Raw genomic sequence first — 18,697 nt, 5'->3', positions numbered from 1 at the left:
CGTCGACGAGGACCTCGGCCATGCCGTGATCGGTGCCGGTCGCGGTGATGACGTCGACACCGGTTCCGGTGAAGGTCCAGGTCGCGCTCGCCCCTGCCGTCTCGGTGCGGTGCACGGAGCCACCGAACGCCGCGGCATCGGCCTGCGTGGTCCAGGTGCCCTCGTAGGTGATCGCGGGATCGGCGTCGTCGGCGTCCGGCTCCCCGGCTCCCCCGGCACCGGTGCCCGCGTCCGCGTCGGACGCGCCGAGCACGAGCCTCAGGGCGAAACGGGTGTCGGTCTCGTCATTGGAGTCGGCGAGGCGGAAGCCGAGCAGGCGCGGAGCGCCGCCGTCGGACGCCGAGGGCTCGGCATCCGTCGCGATGCGCGCGTAGGCCTTCACCTCGGCGCCGTCGAGGTCGCGGACGACGGGCGCGGCGCCGGGGGCCATCGAGGTGATCTGCGGCAGCGCCTCCTGGAGGGCGGCGAGCTCCTTCTGGACGGCGAGCTTGCCGGTGAGCAGGCAGTCCTCGGTGATCGCGGCGCCGTAGTCGTAACTCGTGAAGCCCGAGGACGGGGATCCCGTGAAGCCCCAGTTCGTGCCGCCGAACGCCATGTAGTAGTTGAAGGCCGTGACCCCGTTGCCGAGGTTCCGCACGCCCCACTGGCGGGTGAAGGCGGAATCGGTGAACTCGTAGGCCTGCGAGGCCTCGAAGGGCGCACCCCACGGAGTGAAGGCACCGCCCTGCGACTCGGTGATGAAGTGCGGGGACTCCGGTGCGTACTCGCGGAACTGCTCCTCCGCCTCGTCGATCCGACGCCGGGGCCCGCCCGCGTCGAAGCCCAGCGGGTAGTGGTCGTAGGCGTAGAAGTCGAGGTCGAGGTCCGCCACGTCGCGGAATCGCCCGCCGAGCGCGTAGTCGTTGTGGAAAAGCGGCACGTCGATGCCGATCCCCCGCACGTGCTGGGCCAGTGCACGCACGAAGGCCTTGCGCGGGGCGTCGTCGTCGATCAGCTCGTTCTCGATCTGCCACATGAGGACGCTGCCGCCGCCGTCGGTGATCTGGTGGCGGGCGATGATCTCGCCGATCGCGCTCAGCCAGTCCTTCGAGTCGGCGAGGTTCTGCGGGTCGGTCGAGCGCAAGGAGGCGGCGCGGTTCGTCGTGTACGCGGGCAGTCCGCCCATGGAGATCTCCGCGTTCACATAGGGGCCGGGACGCGCGATCACGTAGAGCCCTTCCTGCGCGGCGATGCGCAGCAGCAGGTCCACGTCCTTGATGCCCGTGAAGTCGAAGGGACCGCCGCTCTCGCTCTGGTGCAGGCCCCAGAAGAAGTAGAAGGAGACCGCGTTGAACCCGGCAGCGCGCATGAGCTGCAGGAGCTCGCGCCACTGCGCGGGGGCGGGGACGCGCCACGGATGGATCTCGCCGGCGTAGAGGTGGAGCCGCTCGCCGTCGATGCGGAAGGAGCGGGCGTCCCACGAGACCTCGTGCGCCTGGCAGTCGTTGCCCGGGAAGATGCTGCTGCCATGGACCAAGCCGTCCTCGAGGAGATCGCCGTCCCCGCCGCGACCGGGAGCGGAGGGGACGGACGTCGCGGGCCCGTGAGGTGCGGGCGACGCCTGAGCGGGCGGCGCGCCGAGAATGGCCGGCCCGGCGACGGCGGGGACGGTGAGGGTTGCGCCCGCCCGCAGGAACGCCGAGCGGGAGACCGCCGAGCGAGGGCCGAAGGGGAGGGGAGGGTGGGAGCGATGACCCATGGGGACTCCTCGTCGAGTCTGCGGCGGAGTGCGCCACGGGGCCGTGCCGCACCTGCGAATCGATTGACACATTAACAGCGGGAGCGCAGGCGCCCCGGTGCTGCGCGCTCCCAGGGCGCACCGCTCCCGGGCCGGGACTCAGGAGAGCCGGCCGAGCACCTCGTTGAGCGCCTCGGTCGAGGACGGGTGGGTCCAGATCCCGTCGCGCAGCTGTGCGGCCGTGATGCCCGCGCGCATGGCGAGCGCGACGAGGTTCACGACCTCCTGGGAGTCGACGTGGAACAGGCGCGCCCCCAGCACGAGATCGGTCTGCGCGTCCACGACGACCTTGATCACGCCGCGGGCGTCCCCCAGCGTCTTGGGGCGGGGCATCGCCTTGATTCCCGCGACGGGCGCGAGCACCGTACGGACTTCGTGGCCGGCGTCGCGAGCCTCGTGCTCCGTCAGGCCGACGGCAGACAGCGGCGGGGTGAGGAAGGTCGTCGACGGCACCGCGACGCGGTCCGAGAGCCGCCGCGAACCGTCGCCCGTGAGCGCGGAGGCCACGATGCGGCTGTCGTCGAGGGAGAGGTAGGTCTGCTGCCCGTGCCCGTGGACGTCGCCCATCGCGAACACACCGTCGGCGCTCGTGCGCAGCTGGTCGTCGACCACGACCGTGCCGTGCTCGTCGACCTCGATGCCCGCCTGCTCGAGGCCCAGGTCCGCGGTGGCGGGCCGCCTGCCGGTGGCGACCAGGACCGCGTCGGCCACGAGCGGTGCGCCGTTCCCGTCGTCCGTGCCGTGCAGCGCGACGCCGTCCGGGCCGTCGACGAACTCGCCGACGGAGGTCCCGGTGAGGATCGTGATCCTCTCGTCCTCGAGGACCCCGCGCACCGCGTCCGCGACGTCGTCGTCCTCCGCAGGCAGGATGCGCTCGCCGCGGGCGACGACGGTGACCTCGCTGCCGAAGCTGCGGAACATCGCGGCGAACTCGAGGCCGATCGGTCCCGCGCCGATCACGGCGAGGCGGCGCGGGAAGGGCTTCACGTGCTGCAGCGAGGTGGAGGTGTGGATGCGCGGTCCGTCGATGCCGGGCACCGCGTGCAGGACGGGCTCGGCGCCGGTGTTCACGATGACGGTCTCGGCGCTGATCAGGAGGTGCTCGGCGAGGCCGGCGCCGCCTGCGGAGGGCGTCACCTCGACCTCGCGGGGCCCGACGAAGCGGGCGCGGCCGTCCACGATCGTCACGGTGTCGTGGTCGGCGAGCATGTGCAGGTTGACGTCGTTCAGCTTCCCGATGAGAGCGTCGCGCGTGTCCACCGCCCGGTCGAAGTACTCCTGGGGGTCGTCGCCCTCGCGGCGCTCCTCCGCGGCGTGCACGAGACTCTTCGTGGGCACGCAGCCGATGTTGATGCAGGTCCCGCCGTACATCAGGGAGGACTGCTCGACCATCACGACGCGGCGCCCGGCGGCGGCCATGCTCGCGGCGAGAGTCTTCCCTCCCTTGCCCCAACCCAGGACGAGCAGGTCGGCGGTCAGGGTGCGCGGTGCAGTCATGGGGTTCCTCCCGGGATGGCGCGGCGAGCGGTCCCGACGCAGGGGCCTGCGACGACGCTACCCCGTGACGACGACGCCAGGAGAGCACGAAGGCCCCCGCCGGAACCGGCGGGGGCCTTCGGGACCCGGAAGAGCTCCGGGCCATGGGCGGTAGCGGCGGGATTTGAACCCGCGGTGGCTATTAACCACACATCATTTCGAGTGATGCACCTTCGGCCGCTCGGACACGCTACCGCCCGCGATTCTACGCAGGGCCATGAACGACGGGCAAACCGCGGGCGCCGACGTGCGATCCAGTTCACCGGCGCAGGCACTACCCTCGACGGGATGACGAGCACCGATGCCCCGACTCCCTCCCAGCCTCCCGTGGATCCGGCAGCGTCCGCGCACCGGCCGCCCCGCCCCGTCCATCGGCCGACGGACCGCACCCACCACGGCGACACCGTGAGCGATCCCTTCGAGTGGCTGCGCGACAAGGAGGACCCCGAGGTCATCGCGCACCTCGAGGCGGAGAACGCCTTCGCGGACGCGAGCACGGCGCACCTGTCGGGGCTGCGCACCGAGCTGGTCTCCGAGTTCGTCGGCCACACCCAGGAGACGGACCAGTCCGTGCCCGTGCGCCGCGGTGACTGGTGGTACCTCACCCGCACCACCGAGGGCGAGGACTACCCGCGGCACACGCGCGTCGCCGAGACCTCGGAGCTGCCGCGCGGCGCGGGCGGCGTGCCCGCCGTCGAGCCCGGTGTCCTGCTGCCCGGCGAGCAGGTGATCCTCGACGCGCAGTCCCTCGCCGAGGGCCAGGAGTTCTTCTCCCTCGGCGGCATGCGCCCCTCCCCCAGCCAGGACCTGCTCGCCTTCAGCACCGATGTGCGCGGCGACGAGCGCTTCGATGTGGTGGTCACGGACCTGCGCCGCGGCAGCGCGGGCGGCGCGGCCGGCGAGGTGATCGACGAGGCGGTGCGCGGCGCAGGCTACGGGCTCGCGTTCTCGACCGATGAGCAGTGGCTGTTCTACGCGCGGGTCGACGACGCCTGGCGCCAGCACCAGATCTGGCGTCACCGCCTGGGGACGGATGCCCAGGAGGACCAGTTGGTGCTCGAGGAGGCCGACGAGCGCTTCTCGATCGGCTTCGGAACCTCGCGCGACGGCTCCACGCTGATCGTCGAGGCCGCCTCGACCACGACGAGCGAGGGCTGGCTCCTGGACCTCTCGGATCCCACCTCGGCGCCGCGCTCCGCGGGCGGTCGCCGATCCGGGATCGAGTACTCGCTCGAGCCCGCCGGGGACCACCTGCTGGTGGTCCACAACGACGGCGCGCCCGGCTTCGCGCTCGCGACCGCGCCGCTCGACGACCCGGGCGCCTGGACGACGATCCTCGAGGCCGCCGACGGCGAGCGCCTCGAGTCCGTCGACGCCTTCGCGGACTTCGCCGCGCTCGAGCTGCGCAGCGGCGGGCTCGCCGCGGTGCGCGTGATCCCGCGGCGCACGACGGCGAGCGCGGCCACAGGCCCGGATGCCGGTGCTGACATCGACGCGGAGACGGCGGCGCACGCCTGGGCTGTCGAGGACGCCTGGGACGTCTCCCACGGCGGCGAGCTCGACACCGTGTTCCTGCAGGCGAACCACCAGTTCCACGAGCAGCTCCTGCGCTACCAGCTCACGAGCCTGCTCACCCCGTCGACGATCGCCCAGGTCGACGTGCGCACCCGCGAGCACGAGGTGCTGCGCCGCACCCCGGTCCCGGGCTACGACCCGGAGCTGTACGTCGAGAAGCGCCTGTGGGCGCGGGCGGGCGACGGCACCGCCATCCCGATCTCACTGGCCGCCCGCCGGGAGGTCGCGCCCGACGGCACGAACCCCGGCTACCTCTACGGCTACGGCTCCTACGAGGCGTCCATGGACCCCTCGTTCGTGTCCACCCGCCTGTCCCTCCTGGACCGCGGGGTCGTGGTCGCAGTTGCCCATGTGCGCGGCGGCGGCGAGATGGGCAGGCCCTGGTACGAGCACGGCAAGCTGCTCGAGAAGCGCAACACCTTCACCGACTTCGTGGACTGCGCGGCGCACCTCGTCGACGCGGGTTGGGTCGCGCCGGACCGGTTGTCCGCGGAGGGTCGCAGCGCGGGCGGCCTGCTCATGGGCGCGATCGCGAACCTCGCCCCCGAGCGCTTCCGAGCGATCATTGCGGGCGTGCCCTTCGTGGACGCCCTCACCACGATCCTGGACCCCTCGCTCCCTCTCACCGTGGGCGAGTGGGAGGAGTGGGGCGACCCGCTGCACGACCCCGAGGTCTACGCGTACATGAAGTCGTACTCGCCCTACGAGAACGTGCGGGAGGTCGAGTACCCGGCGATCTTCGCCTCGACCTCGCTGAACGACACCCGCGTGTTCTTCGTCGAGCCCGCGAAGTGGGTGGCGCGTCTGCGCGAGACCGTGACCAGCGACCAGGACGAGCGACCGATCGTGCTGCGCTGCGAGATGGTCGCCGGGCACGGCGGGCGCTCGGGCCGCTACGCGAAGTGGGGGCAGCGGGCAGACGAGCTCGCCTGGCTGCTCGACCAGATCGGCGCGACCGCCCGGATCTGAGCGGCCGGAGGGCCCGAACCGACGATGGCCAGGTTCTATGACAGAAAGCCGGACTTTCTGTCATAGAACCTGGCCATGAGCATGTGCCCCGTCGAGCGACGCCGACGACGCCGACTGCGTGGCCCGACGTCGTCCGTCGGACCCCGTCCGGTCAGAAGGCCGGGATGACGGAGCCGTCGGTGTACGTGGTGGTGATGAAGTCCTTGACCTTGTCGGAGTGCAGGAGCTCGTCGAGCTTCTTCAGCGCGGCGTTGTCCTTCTCCTCGCTGCGCACGACCACGAAGTTCGCGTAGGGGTTCTCCGCGTCGTTCTTCTCGAGCACGATCGAGTCCTCGGAGGGCTTGAGGCCCGCCTCGATCGCGTAGTTGCCGTTGACGACGCCCGCCGCGAAGTCCCCCAGGGTGCGGGGGATCTGCGCGGACTCGATCTCGGTGAACTTCAGCTTCTGCGGGTTCTCGGCGACGTCCTTGGTGGTCGCGTCGGTGATCGCGACGCCGTCCTTGAGGGTGATCAGACCCGCCTCGGCGAGCAGGCCCAGGCCGCGGCCGCGGTTGGTGGGGTCGTTGGCGATCGCGATCTCGTCGCCGTCCTTCAGCTCGTCGAGCTTCGTGATCTTCTCGGAGTACAGGCCCAGGGGCTCGATGTGCACGCCCTTGAACGCGAAGAAGTCGTACCCCTTCTCCTTCTCCTGCGAGTCCAGGAACGGCTGGTTCTGGTAGTAGTTCGCGTCGATGTCGCCGTCGTTCAGCGCCTGGTTCGGGATCTGGTAGTCCGTGTAGGGCGTGATGTCGAGCTTCAAGCCAGCGTCCTCGGCGAGGTTCTTGCTGACGAACTCCAGGATCTCCTGGTGGGGCTTGGGCGAGGCGCCGATCTTGATCGTGGTCACCCCGTCCTTCTCCTCGGGGCCGTCGGAGCCCCCGCCCACCAGGCCGCAGCCGGTGATCGAGAGCGCGGCGAGGCCGGCGCCGGAGGCGAACAGGGAACGACGGGTCAGGTGCGACATGGGGATCTCCTCGGGGAGTGGAACGGAGTGGTGGGGCGGAAGGACGGGAGGGATGCCTGGGGTGCCGGACTCAGGCATTGCGTGCGCGGTGGTCCACCGCGCGGGCGAGCACCGAGCCCAGCGACTGCACGAGGATCACGATGACAATGAGGACGACGACGGTCGAGATCATCACGACGTTGTCATAGGACTGGTAGCCCATGCGGTTGGCGAGGTCGCCCAGTCCCTTGCCGCCCACGGCGCCCGCCATGGCGGTGTAGCCGATGACGGCGATCGTGGTGGTGGTCAGCGAGCCGATGATGCCGGGCAGGGCCTCGGGGAACAGCACCTGGCGGATGACCTGCCAGCGGCTCGCGCCCATCATCTGCACCGCCTCGATCTTCCCGGCGGGGATCTCGCGCAGGTTGATCTCGATGAGTCGGGCGAGGAAGGGGATCGCGGAGACCACGAGCGCGAACATCGCGGCGTTCGGGCCGGTCACCCGACCCACCACGATCCTCGTGACGGGGATCAGCGCGATGATCAGGATGATGAACGGGAACGAGCGGCCCACGTTCACGATGAAGCCGACGATCCGGTTCACCCACCGGGCACCGCCGCCGGCGGCACGGTCCGTCTCGAACAGCAGCACTCCGAGCGGGGTGCCGATGAGCGCCGCGAAGATCATCGTGCCGATCGTCATGTAGAGGGTGATCAGCGTGTTCGACCACAGGCTCGTGTTGGAGTCCCAGGTGGTGAAGACGGGGTTGCTCAGCCATTCGCTCATGCCGTGGCCTCCTTCGTGACGACGCCGCGGCCCTCGAGCTCGCGCAGGAAGGCCGCGAGGCCCTCCTCGCTGATCGGGGTGTCGTCCTCGTTGCGCAGGGCCAGCTGCACGCGGCCCACCTGACGGCCCGCGATGGTCTCGATGGTGCCGGCGACGATCTGCGCGAGCGCTCCGTGCTCCGCTGCGATCCGCACGAGCTCCTCGCTGCTGGCCACGGCCCGCTCGTTCTGCGGGTCGGCGCCGTAGTCGCAGTCGACCACGCGCGCGCTGATGCCCGTCGGGGCAGGCGGCAGCGGGATCAGCTCGCTGGAGAGGGGCCCGTGCGGATCCGAGGCGACGTCGGCGAGTGCACCGGACTGGCGCACCCTGCCGTCCTCGAGGAGGGTCACGGAGTCGCAGATCTCGCGGACCACGCTCATCTCGTGGGTGATCATGAGGACGGTGATGCCCAGGCGATCGCGCAGGCTGCGGATGAGCGCGAGGATCTGCCGGGTCGTCGTCGGGTCGAGCGCGCTGGTGGGCTCGTCGCACAGCAGCACCTTGGGCTCGACGGCGAGGCCGCGCGCGATGCCCACGCGCTGGATCTGGCCGCCCGAGAGCTGGGCGGGATGGTTGTGCTCGCGTCCGGTGAGGCCCACGAGGTCCACGAGCTCGGCGACGCGCGCTGAGCGCTGCTCGCGGCCCACGCCGGCGATCTCGAGCGGGTGGGCGATGTTGCGGGCCGCTGTGCGCGAGTCCAGCAGGTTCGCGTGCTGGAAGACCATGCCGATCTCGCGGCGCGCCGCGCGCAGGGCAGGGCCGTCGAGCGCGGCGATGTCCGTGCCGTCGATGCGGACGCTGCCGGACGTGGGCTTCTCGAGCCCGGTCAGGCAGCGGATGAGCGTGGACTTCCCGGCGCCGGAGCGGCCGACGATCCCATGGATCTGGCCGGCGTCGACCGTCAGGTCGATGCCGTCGAGCGCGGTGACGGGGTCTCCCCCGCCCGGCGCGGGGAAGACCTTGGTGAGGCCTTCGAGAGTGATCACAAGCAGAAGTAGAGCATCCCCCTAGCGCACCTGCCGACCCCCACGTTCACGAAACGTCATCTGACCGGGAGATGCGTGGGAGGGATCACCGCGACGGGCCGCGGCGTGTGGTGCGCGCCTCAGCGCCCCCGCCGCGCCCGGAAGAAGCCGCGCAGCAGGTCCCCGCACTCCTGCTCCCGCACGCCCGTGGTGAGCTCCGCGCGATGGTTCAGCCGGGGTTCGCGCACGAGGTCGTAGAGGGATCCGGCGGCCCCGGCCTTCGGGTCCGGGGCGCCGACGACGACGCGGGCGATCCTCGCGAGCACGATCGCCCCGGCGCACATCGTGCAGGGTTCGAGGGTGACGGCGAGCGTGCAGCCGGTGAGGTTCCAGCGGCCCGTCGCGCCGGCCGCCTCGCGCAGAGCGAGGATCTCGGCGTGCGCGGTGGGGTCCTCGTCGGCCTCCCGGCGGTTCCCTGCCCGCGCGATCACGCGCCCGGTCGGGTCCAGGACGACGGCGCCGATCGGGACGTCGGCCGGCTCGCGCTCCGCGGCGGCGCGCGCCTCGTCGAGGGCGATGCCCATGAGGGCGTCGTCGGAGAGGGGCGGGGTGTCGTCGTCCACACCGCCATTCTCCCCGGTCGGGCCGTCAGCTGCGCGCACCCGTGACCGCGAACCGCGCCTCGAGCAGGGCGCCGTTCCTCCCGAGCTCGCGCAGCTCAAGGTCGAGGCGTCCTCCCATCAGCGGCTTCCCGCTGCCGAGGGTCACGGGGGCGATGGACACGAAGATCTCATCGAGCATCCCGGCCTCCGCGAAGGAGAACGCGAGGTCCCCGCCGCCCACGATCCAGACGTCCTTGTCGCCCGCGACCTCCTCGAGCCGGGCGCGGTGCGCGGCGGGCGGACCGGAGACGCGGGTGATGCCCGTGAAGTCCTCGGGCAGCTCCCGGTGGGAGAAGACGAACGTGGGCTGGTCGTAGACCCAGGCGTCCGCGACGGTCTCGAGGTGGCCCACTACCCAGTCATAGGTGGCGCGCCCCGTGACGATCGCACCCACGTCCTGCACGAACACGTCGTAGGGCAGGATGCTCTGCTCCGCGTCGGTGGGCTGGGAGAGCAGCCAGTCCAGGCTCTCGTGCGCGTCGGCGAGGAAGCCGTCGAGGCTGGTCGCGGTGAAGAAGCGATAGCGGGTCATCGGGGCCTCCTGCGCGGCGGCGCAGCGCCGCGGGTCGGGTGCTGCGAGGTGTTGGTCCCAGTATTCGCCGGGGCTCCCCCGAACGGATCCCGCGTGCAGGGGCGTCGGGTAGATTCGGCGCCATGCGCGTGCTCGAACTCGACCATCCCCTCGTCGCCCACAAGCTGACGGCGCTCCGCAAGGCCGAGACGCGGTCCTCGATGTTCCGCCTCCTGGCCGACGAGCTGGTGACCCTGCTGGCCTACGAGGCCACGCGCAACGTCGCCGTCGCCCCCGTCGAGATCAAGACCCCCGTCACCACGATGACCGGCACGCGCCTGACGGATCCCAAGCCGATGGTGGTCCCGATCCTGCGCGCGGGCCTGGGCATGCTCGACGGCATGACGCGCCTGCTGCCCACGGCCGAGGTCGGCTTCCTGGGCATGGTCCGAAACGACGAGACCCTCGAGGTCACGACCTACGCGAACCGCCTCCCGGACGACCTCACCGACCGCCAGTGCTTCGTGCTCGATCCGATGCTCGCGACCGGCCACACCCTCATCGCCTCCGTGAACTACCTGCACGAGCGCGGCGCGAAGGACATCACCTGCGTGACGCTGCTGTGCGCCCCCGAGGGCCTGAAGACACTCGAGGAGCAGATCGACCCGGCCATCGACCTCACCGTGGTCACCGCCGCGATTGACGAGAAGCTCAACGAGAAGGGCTACATCGTCCCCGGCCTCGGCGACGCGGGCGACCGCCTCTTCGGCGTCGTCGACTGACGGGGCCCGTCGACTGACGATCGGCCCCACCGGGCTCTGACCTCGCGCGTCCCAGGATGCGAACACCTGCTTGAGGCCGGGCGCCGGCCTCGGGCATGATGGCCGACATGTTCACGAACGCTCCGAGCCGAGAGGTCGCCACGACGGCGGCCCGCTCGATGATGCGTTCGATGATGATGTGCATGTGCATGATGCACCGTCAGCCGAGCCTCTGAGCGCTCGAGAATCCTCCGGGGTCGGCTGACAGGAGCCGGCCGGAAGGCGCGGGCTCCAGGTGCCGGCCGGGAGCACAACCCAGCGATCCGCGAACCTGACGCGTCGATCGGAACTGGGATCCCGGGTCCCCACCCGTTGCACCAGTCGTGCACGAACCCGGAGAACGCATCATGAGCATCACCCTGAACAGTCCTGTCACCCAGACCCGCACCCCGCAGAGCGCCGCCGGTCAGAACCCGGCCGCCCGCGTCGAGCGCCCCGCGCACGATCGCGGACCCCGCGCCCTGCGCCCCCAGCACGCCGGCCGTCCCGCCTTCCGGGCCCCCGGTGCCGCCGGGCAGTCCGCCGGATCGTCGGCCCTGGCCGCCGCGCCGGAGTCCGACCAGGTCACGCTGACCCTCACCGTCACGCTGCCGGCCGGCACGCCAGACGTCGAGGCAGCCCAGATCGCCGACGCGCTGCGCGCCAACGCCCGTCGCCTGACGGCCGGCCGCCGCGCCTCGGCGAGCGTGGGCGTGCGCTCCCCGCGCCCCTTCTCCCCCGCCGGCGAGGCTGCGGAGACGGGCACCACGAGCACCGCACCCACCCTGCGGGCGCTCCCGCCGCGCACCCAGGACGGCGAGGCCGCGCAGCCCGAGCGCACGCGCCGCACCGGCGTCGTCTCGCCGAACTCCCCGGCCCGCCGGGACGCCGAGGCGGCGCGTCAGCGCCTGCTGCGCGCCACCGCCGTGAGCCCGAACGTCGCTCCCGCCGCGAGCACGGACTGCTCGCTGGTGATCGACCTCTTCGGCCGCCGCGTGCGCATCGACGGCGAGGACGTGGACCTCACCTACAAGGAGTTCGAGCTGCTCGCGCACCTGGCGCGCGGCGCCCGTCGGATCATCGGCCGCGACGAGCTCATGGAGTCCGTGTGGGCCGACGCCTCGTCCGAGACCGGCGAGCGCACCGTCGACGTGCACGTGCGCCGCGTGCGCGCGAAGCTCGGCCGCTACCGCCGCCTGATCTCCACCGTGCGCGGTGCGGGCTACCGCCTGGACACCGGCAGCGACGTCGCGATCCTCGACTGATCGCAGTCCTCCCCCGCGTTTCACCCCAGTCCCCCACCCGAGGACCATCGGCCCGGACGGGCAGCCGCTCGTCCGGGCCGGTGCATTCCGCGCAGGGTGCTCGTCATCGCCTTCGTTCCGGGAAGGACGAGGATCCGGGAAGAGCGAACGGCCCGGAGCTCACATCGACGCACTGTCGGGGCTCACGGGCCGTTCGCGATGCCAGCCGTCCCTCAATGGTGGTGGGTGCGGACGACCAGGCAACACGGGTCCACCGATATCGGGGGGAACGTCGGAGGACCCGTTCGTCGCCTCCCGCGAGGGGGATCGAGGAGGCGACGTCCGGGACGATGCTACGGGTCGCGGCGAGCGGATGTAAACGCGAACATGCAATGCTTTGCATGCTTTTGCGCGGCCATGACCAAGTCGGGATTGCCGTTGCCTCCGGCACGTGTCCACCGGTCAGGCGCTTGGCGTCTCGTAGAGTGGAGCATGGCCCCGCGCGCACCGCGGGTGTGTCGACCACCGCAGTGAGGGAGAGCCCATCCATGATCGCGCAGGCGCGCATCGACTCCGACCGGTCCGCGACCGTCCACCTGGCCGATGAGGAGATCGGGATCCACGGAGAGCACATCTCCGAGGTGCGGGCGAACGTCAAGAGCGTGTTCATCGACGCCTCGCGTCGCGCGGGGCGCGACCTCGACGTCGTGATCGTCGAGCCCGACGCCACGCACCATCTGCGCGTGGAGCCCTCGGGCCGCATCAGCACCCGCGAGGCCGACGACCGGCCGCTCTTCGGCCCGTCCGCAGGCCGTGCCGGCCATGGGACGGGCTCACCCTCGCACTCCACCCCCGCGCCCTCCTACTCCGCGAGCTCGTTCGACATGGCCTCGTTCGGACAGGGCTCGTTCGATCCCGACGGGGACGTCGAGGCGACCGCCGTGCACCCCGCGGTCCCCGAGGGCGGCACGGCGGACAGTCCCTCCTGGATCCCGCCGTCGCTGCTCGGCGAGGAGACCCACGAGGCGCAGGACGAGCAGGACTCCCAGGACGTTCCGGGAGTCCGGGACTCCCGCGACGAGCAGGGCTCCCACGACGCCCAGGGCGCCCGCGACGAGCGCGTCGCCGATGCCGCCGGCTCCGGTGCACAGACCGGTGCGGCGAGCGCGTCGGGCGTCGGCCCCACGGCGGCGATCGCGCCGAGCGCCTCCGCCGCATCGCCCGCCCCGACGGCGCCGGCCCCCGCTTCCACGGCGGCGTCGCCTGCCGAGCCCGGCGACCAGGCGGGCCGCTCGGCGCGTCCCGGCCACGGCCGCCGCGCTGCCCCGACGACGGCGCAGCAGGCTCCCTCCTCCGCACCGGTGGCGGACGCGCCGCAGGTGGCGGACCCGCAGCCGTCGGGCGAAAGCCGTCGGCCCACTCTCCAGGACCTCCAGTCCGCCGGCCGTCAGCCGTCGCCCGCCCCGGCGACCCGCGGCTGGCAGGGCACCCTCACGCGACTGACCGGCGGGCGGATCTCCCCGCGCCCCGGCCGCGCCGAGCGCGAGGAGCGCGCCCAGCTGCAGCGCATCTCCCGCACCCTCGACGGCCCGAAGAACATCGCCGTCGTGAACCTCAAGGGCGGCGCCCACAAGACCACTGCCTCGCTCATGATCGCGGCGACGCTGGGCATGGCCCGCGGCGGCGGCGTGCTGGCCTGGGACAACAACGAGACCCGGGGCACGCTGGGCTGGCGCGGCGCGCCCGCCGAGCACCACCGCACCGCGATCGACCTGTTGCGCGACCTCGACCAGCTGCGCACCGAGCAGGCCACCGTCTCGGACCTCGACCGCTACGTGCGCCGGCAGGAGGCCACCCGCTTCGACATCCTCGCCTCCGACGAGGATCCGGGCTCTTCCGCCCTGATCGACGACGCCGCCTTCCGCGAGCTCGACGAGACCCTCTCGCGGTTCTACCGCCTCAAGGTCATCGACACCGGGAACAACGTGCGCGCCTCGAACTGGCTGGCCGGCGTGCAGTCGGCCGATCAGCTGGTCATCATCTCGACCCTGCGCGAGGACACCTTCAACGCCGCCGCCTGGATGATCGACGAGCTGCGCGCGACCGGCCTCGCCGAGCAGGTCGACCACGCCGTGACGATCCTGTCGCACTCCTCGGGCAAGAAGATGGACCCCTCGCTGCGCACTCAGCTGCACAAGCACTTCGGCGCGCACACCCGCGCGATCGTCGAGGTCCCCTTCGAGGAGCAGTTCGTGGACGGCGCACCGCTGGACTTCTCGCGGATCCACCCGGAGACGCGGGCCGCGTGGCTGCGGGCGACCGCCGAGATCGTCGACGGCCTGTGAGGACAGGGCCCTCCGGGTCGTTCCTCCCCACCGGGCTCCCGTCCACCGCGCGCCCCGGACGTCGGAGGATGCACGTAGGTTCGCCCTCATGCCGCTGAACCGCCTGCACCTGGTCGTCGACGACGACCTGGGCCCCGCGCTGTGGGTGCGGGTGCAGGTCGAGGGCGGCGGCTCCCGCCCTGCTGCGGACCTCTCCGGTCTGCTCGACGAGGCGCCGAGCGGTCTCGCAGACGCCCTCTCCCGCGCGCTCGGCCGGCACGAGGGCACGCTGCGCCATCGCGTGCGCGTGCGCGGCCGCACGAGCGAGCACCGCGTCCCCGCCCTGCCGCTCGACGGGGAGGCGCTGCTGCACGTGGTCGGCGCGATCGGCGGCCTCGTGGCCGCGCGCACGGGAGCGGGCACTGAACCCGCAGGGCCGACGGAGCCGAGCGGGCCGACGGGGGCCTCGGACACCGGGAGCGAGGTGGCCGCCGTGATCGGGCCGCTCGTGGAGGCCGGCACCTCCCTGCGACTGTCCGACCAGGTCATCGCCATGCCGGACCTGCTCACGGCCGTGGTGCTGGACCTGCACGCCGAGCGCCTCGTCGCCGCACGGCACCTGCGGGTGCGGATCGTCGAGCGCTTCGGCCGCCCCTGGGCGCGCTGGTCCGCGCTCGAGGAGGACGCCCAGCCGCTGCTGCACTCCCTCGTCGATGCCCGCGCACGCGAGGCCTTCGCCCGGCACGTCGCCTCCCGTCGCCGCGCGGAGACGGAGACGGAGACGTCGGAGGACGGCGCCGCGAAGGACCCGACGGCCCTCATCTCCTCGCTGTCCGCGCCCTCCGCGGATGCCCCCGTGCGGGCCGACGTCCCGACCCAGCGGCGGATGCAGGCGGCGCTCGACGCGTTCGTCGACTCCGGCCGGGCCCGGGTGCATCTCTCCTCGACCGGTTCGGAGCTCGTGGTGCGCCTGCACGAGCCGCCGCTGGGCACCGCGTGGCCGCTGCAGACCTGCCTGCGCGACGCCGACGGGACGGTGCGGCCCGTCGCCGACCTGCGCGCCGTGGGCGACGTGGGCGTCGAAGGGGCCGCGGAGGCGTCGGCCGAGGTCATGCGCCTCGCGCCGACGGTGCGCGGGGCCGCTGTCGACGACACCGGCGTGGACTGGCTGCTCACCACCGCCCAGGCCTCCGCCTTCCTCGCCCATGACACCGGGGCGCTCGAGGCCGCGGGCGTCACCGTGATGCTCCCGCGCGAGTGGACGAAGCAGAAGACCCGCCTGCAGGCCGTCGTCGGCGAGGAGGAGGCCGAGCAGGAGAAGACGGGCAGCGGCGTGGGCATGCAGGCCATGGCCCGTTTCGACTGGAAGATGTCGGTCGGGGACGTGGACCTCACCGAGGACGAGATCGCGGAGATCCGCGCCGCCCAGGCCGAGCTCGTGCAGCTGCGCGGGCAGTGGGTGCGCCTGGACTCCACGACGCTGCGCGCCGCCGAGCGCTTCCTCGACGCGTTCACCGCGCGGAGGCGGGGACGGGACGGCGGGGAGAACGGGACCGACGGGGCGAGCGGGCACCACGGGGAACGCGGTTCCCGGGACGGGGGCGCTGCCGGCGCCGCGCGACGGGCGCCCGCCCGTCGGCCCGACGAGCCCCGCGCCCCAGGGCGCACCGAGCCGATCGCGGCGAGCGCCGGCAGCATGCGCTGGGGCGACATGTTCGCGCTGCTGGGCAGCGCCCAGGCCGAGGGCCTGCAGGTCCGTCTGCAGGCGAACGACGCGGAGCCCGTGCCGCCCCAGGCCGGCGCCCCCGCGCGCGGACGCTCCAACGGTCTGCGCAACCTCGTGCCCGGCGGTCCCGGGCCGCTCCCCCTTCCGCAGCCCGAGCGCCTGGACGCGTCCCTGCGCGGCTACCAGCTCGAGGGCCTGAACTGGATGTGGGCGCTGCACGAGCTGGGGCTCGGCGGGATCCTCGCCGACGACATGGGGCTCGGCAAGACGATGCAGGTCCTCGCGCTGCTGTGCCGTGAGCGGGAGCCGGATCCCGCCGCGGTCGCGCCCGAGGTGCGGCCCGCGCGCGTGCGCCCGCATCCCGGGGCCCGCTCGCGCACCGCGGGCGCAGGCCCCGCGCCCGGTCCCACCCTGCTGGTGTGCCCGATGTCCGTCGTCGGCTCGTGGCAGCGCGAGGCCGCGCGCTTCGCCCCGGACCTCGCGGTGCACGTCCACCACGGCGGAGATCGCATCCGCGACGCCTCCTTCGCCGAGGGCGCGGCAGACGTCGACCTCGTGATCACCACCTACTCCCTCCTGGACCGGGACCTCGAGGTGCTCTCCCAGGTGCGCTGGCACCGCCTCGTGCTCGACGAGGCCCAGCACGTGAAGAACGCCGGCACGGCCGTGGCGAAGGCGGCGCGGGCACTGCGCGCCCCGCACCGTCTGGCGCTCACCGGCACCCCGGTCGAGAACCGCCTGAGCGACCTGCACGCCCTCATGGAGACCGTGAACCCCGGCCTGCTGGGCAGTGCCGCCTCCTTCCAGGAGCACCTCGCGGGCCCGATCGAGAAGGACGGCGACGAGTCGGCGCTCGAGCGTCTGCGCGCCCTGACCCACCCGTTCGTGCTGCGACGTGTGAAGACGGATCCGAGCATCATCTCCGACCTGCCCGCGAAGATCGACATGGTGCGCACCGTCAACCTCACCCCCGAGCAGGCCGGGCTCTACGAGGCGCTCGTCGGCGAGCTCATGGCCCAGATCGACGGCGCCGACCAGAACCAGCGCCGCACTCTCGTCGTCTCCACGCTCACCAAGCTCAAGCAGGTCTGCAACCACCCCGCCCACTACCTCGGCGACGGCTCCTCGATCCTGCGCGACGGGCAGCACCGCTCCGGCAAACTCGAGTACGTCGACGACCTGCTCGGATCCGCCTTCGCCGACGGCGAGAAGGTGCTGCTGTTCACCCAGTTCACGACCTTCGGGCACATGCTCGTCCCCTACTGGCGCGAGAGGTTCGGCCGCGAGATCCCCTTCCTCCACGGCGGGGTGAAGAAGGCCGACCGGGACGACATGGTCGCCCGCTTCCAGTCCACGCCCGGCGAACCCGGGGCGATGCTGCTGAGCCTGCGCGCGGGCGGCACGGGGCTCACCCTCACCGCCGCCAACCACGTCGTCCACCTGGACCGCTGGTGGAACCCTGCCGTGGAGAACCAGGCCACCGACCGCGCCTTCCGCATCGGCCAGACCAAGGACGTGCAGGTGCGCAAGCTCGTGGCCGCGGGCACCGTCGAGGAGCGCATCGACAACGTCCTCGCCGAGAAGCAGACGCTCGCCGACCTCACCATCACCCCCGTCGAGAACGCCCTGGTCAACATGGACGCAGCGCAGCTGTGGGGCATGCTCGCGCTGTCCGACGGGGACGCGCCGGAAGGACAGGCCCCGGGCGAGCGGACGGAGGGAGGCGGACGATGAGCATCCGCATGCGCTCGCGCCGCGGGCAGATCGGCGCCAGCTGGCAGGGCGCCGCCCTGCGCGAGTCCCTCGAGAGCGTGATCAGCAGCGGCCGCAGATCCGCCGGCAGGCGCCTCGCGCGCGCGGACCGCGTGCAATGGCTCGACGTCGCCCCGCGCCGCGCCCGCGCCGGCGTCCTCGACGACGACGGGACGATCTACGAGCCCGAGATCGACGTCTCCGCGTTCGGCACCGCCGACCGGCAGATCGTCATCGACACCCTGCGCACCCACACCGAGCTGCCCGCGCTGCTGACCAGCGGCACCTACCCGCAGGCGATCGAGTCGGAGCTCGATGCGCACATGGCGACCCTTCTGCCGGGCAGCGCCTCCGAGGTCACCCACGACTGCACCTGCCTGGACTGGCCGGGCCCATGCGTGCACGTCGCCGCGCTCGCCTACGTGCTGGTCGAGGCGATCGACGAGGCCCCCGTGCACCTGCTGACCCTGCGCGGCCTCACCCTCTCCGAGATCGCACAGCCCGTCGCGACGGGCAGGGGCGCACGGGCCCTCGAGGAGGCCGCGAGCCCATCGGACGACGATCCTCCGAAGGACTCGTCCGCCGCGGGGGTGCCGTCGGTGGAAGATGCGTCGGGAGATGCGTCGGCGGGAAGCCCGTCGGCCGGTTCGTCATCGGGCGACGGCGCGGCGGAGGGGACGGCGGCCAGCCGTCCCGCGAGCTTCGATCCGGCGATCGCCGACCCGACCCTGCTGCAGGATGCGCTGGGTGAGGAGGCGTCCGCGATGCTCGTCTCGTTCTATGCCTCCGGCGCGGGATCCGCACCGGACGAGACCGCCGGCGAGGACTGATCCCTGCTCGCCGCGCGTTCTGGTCCCGGAGAAGAATCCGGGCCGGCGCGCAGAGGGGGTAGCGCGCCGGCCCGGCACTCAGGGAACCATCACGACACGACAGCTGTGCCGGATCGGGACGAGGGGGTGTCCGTCACGAGAATCATGGAACTCCCCCGACGTGGGAAACCACTGGTGCTTCCCTGTGCATTCGCTATGTCGGGCGCTCCGACGCCGCA

12 protein-coding genes, 1 tRNA gene and 1 pseudogene are annotated in these 18,697 nt (G+C 72.3%); 6 read left to right on the top strand and 8 right to left on the bottom strand.

The genetic code is table 11. From position 1 onward, the window contains the following. Nucleotides 1-523 precede the first annotated feature (523 nt). The 3 genes and pseudogenes from ACFQ53_RS09255 to ACFQ53_RS09245 all read right to left on the bottom strand — a co-directional run. A pseudogene (locus ACFQ53_RS09255) lies at nucleotides 524-1,738 on the bottom strand (beta-galactosidase); the annotation flags it as partial. A 138-nt stretch (nucleotides 1,739-1,876) separates the two neighbouring features. Continuing rightward, nucleotides 1,877-3,274, bottom strand: coding sequence for a dihydrolipoyl dehydrogenase family protein (locus ACFQ53_RS09250; protein ID WP_377858532.1), 1,398 nt, complete (start codon nucleotides 3,272-3,274; stop codon nucleotides 1,877-1,879). Between the two features lie 148 nt (nucleotides 3,275-3,422). Continuing rightward, nucleotides 3,423-3,508: transfer RNA gene (locus tag ACFQ53_RS09245), tRNA-Ser, on the bottom strand. A 93-nt stretch (nucleotides 3,509-3,601) separates the two neighbouring features. On the opposite strand from ACFQ53_RS09245, the gene ACFQ53_RS09240 reads away from it, so the two are divergent. Beyond that, on the top strand, nucleotides 3,602-5,857 hold the full coding sequence (locus ACFQ53_RS09240; RefSeq protein WP_377858529.1) for a S9 family peptidase: 2,256 nt from the start codon (nucleotides 3,602-3,604) through the stop codon (nucleotides 5,855-5,857). A gap of 151 nt (nucleotides 5,858-6,008) precedes the next feature. Here ACFQ53_RS09240 and ACFQ53_RS09235 read toward each other — a convergent pair whose 3' ends face one another. The 5 genes from ACFQ53_RS09235 to ACFQ53_RS09215 all read right to left on the bottom strand — a co-directional run bounded on the left by ACFQ53_RS09235 (nucleotide 6,009) and on the right by ACFQ53_RS09215 (nucleotide 9,824). Beyond that, on the bottom strand, nucleotides 6,009-6,860 hold the full coding sequence (locus ACFQ53_RS09235; protein ID WP_377858526.1) for a MetQ/NlpA family ABC transporter substrate-binding protein: 852 nt from the start codon (nucleotides 6,858-6,860) through the stop codon (nucleotides 6,009-6,011). Between the two features lie 70 nt (nucleotides 6,861-6,930). Then, nucleotides 6,931-7,626: a methionine ABC transporter permease gene (locus ACFQ53_RS09230; protein ID WP_200503337.1), complete on the bottom strand. Its 696-nt coding sequence runs from the start codon at nucleotides 7,624-7,626 to the stop codon at nucleotides 6,931-6,933. Beyond that, nucleotides 7,623-8,651, bottom strand: a complete 1,029-nt coding sequence (locus ACFQ53_RS09225) for a methionine ABC transporter ATP-binding protein (protein WP_377858522.1) — start codon at nucleotides 8,649-8,651, stop codon at nucleotides 7,623-7,625. Before ACFQ53_RS09225 ends, ACFQ53_RS09230 begins: the two co-directional genes overlap by 4 nt. Nucleotides 8,652-8,770: 119 nt before the next feature. Then, a complete protein-coding gene (locus tag ACFQ53_RS09220) occupies nucleotides 8,771-9,214 on the bottom strand; it encodes a nucleoside deaminase (RefSeq protein WP_377858604.1) in 444 nt (147 codons plus the stop codon). A gap of 64 nt (nucleotides 9,215-9,278) precedes the next feature. Then, nucleotides 9,279-9,824 carry a dihydrofolate reductase family protein gene (locus ACFQ53_RS09215; RefSeq protein ID WP_377858519.1) on the bottom strand — a complete coding sequence of 182 codons (546 nt, stop codon included), beginning with the start codon at nucleotides 9,822-9,824 and terminating at the stop codon, nucleotides 9,279-9,281. A gap of 122 nt (nucleotides 9,825-9,946) precedes the next feature. Here ACFQ53_RS09215 and upp point away from each other — a divergent pair, with 122 nt between their 5' ends. The 5 genes from upp to ACFQ53_RS09190 all read left to right on the top strand — a co-directional run bounded on the left by upp (nucleotide 9,947) and on the right by ACFQ53_RS09190 (nucleotide 18,479). Continuing rightward, nucleotides 9,947-10,585 (top strand): uracil phosphoribosyltransferase, encoded by a 639-nt coding sequence (gene upp, locus ACFQ53_RS09210; protein WP_228356449.1) that lies wholly within the window; start codon nucleotides 9,947-9,949, stop codon nucleotides 10,583-10,585. A gap of 386 nt (nucleotides 10,586-10,971) precedes the next feature. Further along, nucleotides 10,972-11,868 (top strand): winged helix-turn-helix domain-containing protein, encoded by an 897-nt coding sequence (locus ACFQ53_RS09205; protein ID WP_377858515.1) that lies wholly within the window; start codon nucleotides 10,972-10,974, stop codon nucleotides 11,866-11,868. Nucleotides 11,869-12,395: 527 nt separating this feature from the next. After that, complete coding sequence (locus ACFQ53_RS09200) at nucleotides 12,396-14,192, top strand: chromosome partitioning protein (protein WP_377858513.1); 1,797 nt, start codon at nucleotides 12,396-12,398, stop codon at nucleotides 14,190-14,192. A gap of 88 nt (nucleotides 14,193-14,280) precedes the next feature. After that, a complete protein-coding gene (locus ACFQ53_RS09195; protein WP_377858511.1) occupies nucleotides 14,281-17,631 on the top strand; it encodes an SNF2-related protein in 3,351 nt (1,116 codons plus the stop codon). Further along, on the top strand, nucleotides 17,628-18,479 hold the full coding sequence (locus ACFQ53_RS09190; RefSeq protein WP_377858508.1) for an SWIM zinc finger family protein: 852 nt from the start codon (nucleotides 17,628-17,630) through the stop codon (nucleotides 18,477-18,479). Before ACFQ53_RS09195 ends, ACFQ53_RS09190 begins: the two co-directional genes overlap by 4 nt. Nucleotides 18,480-18,697: the final 218 nt, after the last annotated feature.

The sequence above is a fragment of the Brachybacterium sp. NPDC056505 genome, assembly GCF_042794925.1.
Lineage (GTDB): Bacteria > Actinomycetota > Actinomycetes > Actinomycetales > Dermabacteraceae > Brachybacterium > Brachybacterium kimchii.
The sequence above is the reverse complement of the archived record's forward strand: the minus strand, read 5'-3'. Positions and strand labels throughout refer to the sequence as shown.

Bases quoted from the DNA above. Each gene is read 5' to 3' on its own strand.
- upp (WP_228356449.1), top strand. From the start codon at position 9,947: ATGCGCGTGCTCGAACTCGACCATCCCCTCGTCGCCCACAAGCTGACG.
- ACFQ53_RS09250 (WP_377858532.1), bottom strand. From the start codon at position 3,274: ATGACTGCACCGCGCACCCTGACCGCCGACCTGCTCGTCCTGGGTTGG.
- ACFQ53_RS09220 (WP_377858604.1), bottom strand. From the start codon at position 9,214: ATGGGCATCGCCCTCGACGAGGCGCGCGCCGCCGCGGAGCGCGAGCCG.
- ACFQ53_RS09215 (WP_377858519.1), bottom strand. From the start codon at position 9,824: ATGACCCGCTATCGCTTCTTCACCGCGACCAGCCTCGACGGCTTCCTC.
- ACFQ53_RS09240 (WP_377858529.1), top strand. From the start codon at position 3,602: ATGACGAGCACCGATGCCCCGACTCCCTCCCAGCCTCCCGTGGATCCG.
- ACFQ53_RS09200 (WP_377858513.1), top strand. From the start codon at position 12,396: ATGATCGCGCAGGCGCGCATCGACTCCGACCGGTCCGCGACCGTCCAC.
- ACFQ53_RS09195 (WP_377858511.1), top strand. From the start codon at position 14,281: ATGCCGCTGAACCGCCTGCACCTGGTCGTCGACGACGACCTGGGCCCC.
- ACFQ53_RS09235 (WP_377858526.1), bottom strand. From the start codon at position 6,860: ATGTCGCACCTGACCCGTCGTTCCCTGTTCGCCTCCGGCGCCGGCCTC.
- ACFQ53_RS09190 (WP_377858508.1), top strand. From the start codon at position 17,628: ATGAGCATCCGCATGCGCTCGCGCCGCGGGCAGATCGGCGCCAGCTGG.
- ACFQ53_RS09230 (WP_200503337.1), bottom strand. From the start codon at position 7,626: ATGAGCGAATGGCTGAGCAACCCCGTCTTCACCACCTGGGACTCCAAC.
- ACFQ53_RS09205 (WP_377858515.1), top strand. From the start codon at position 10,972: ATGAGCATCACCCTGAACAGTCCTGTCACCCAGACCCGCACCCCGCAG.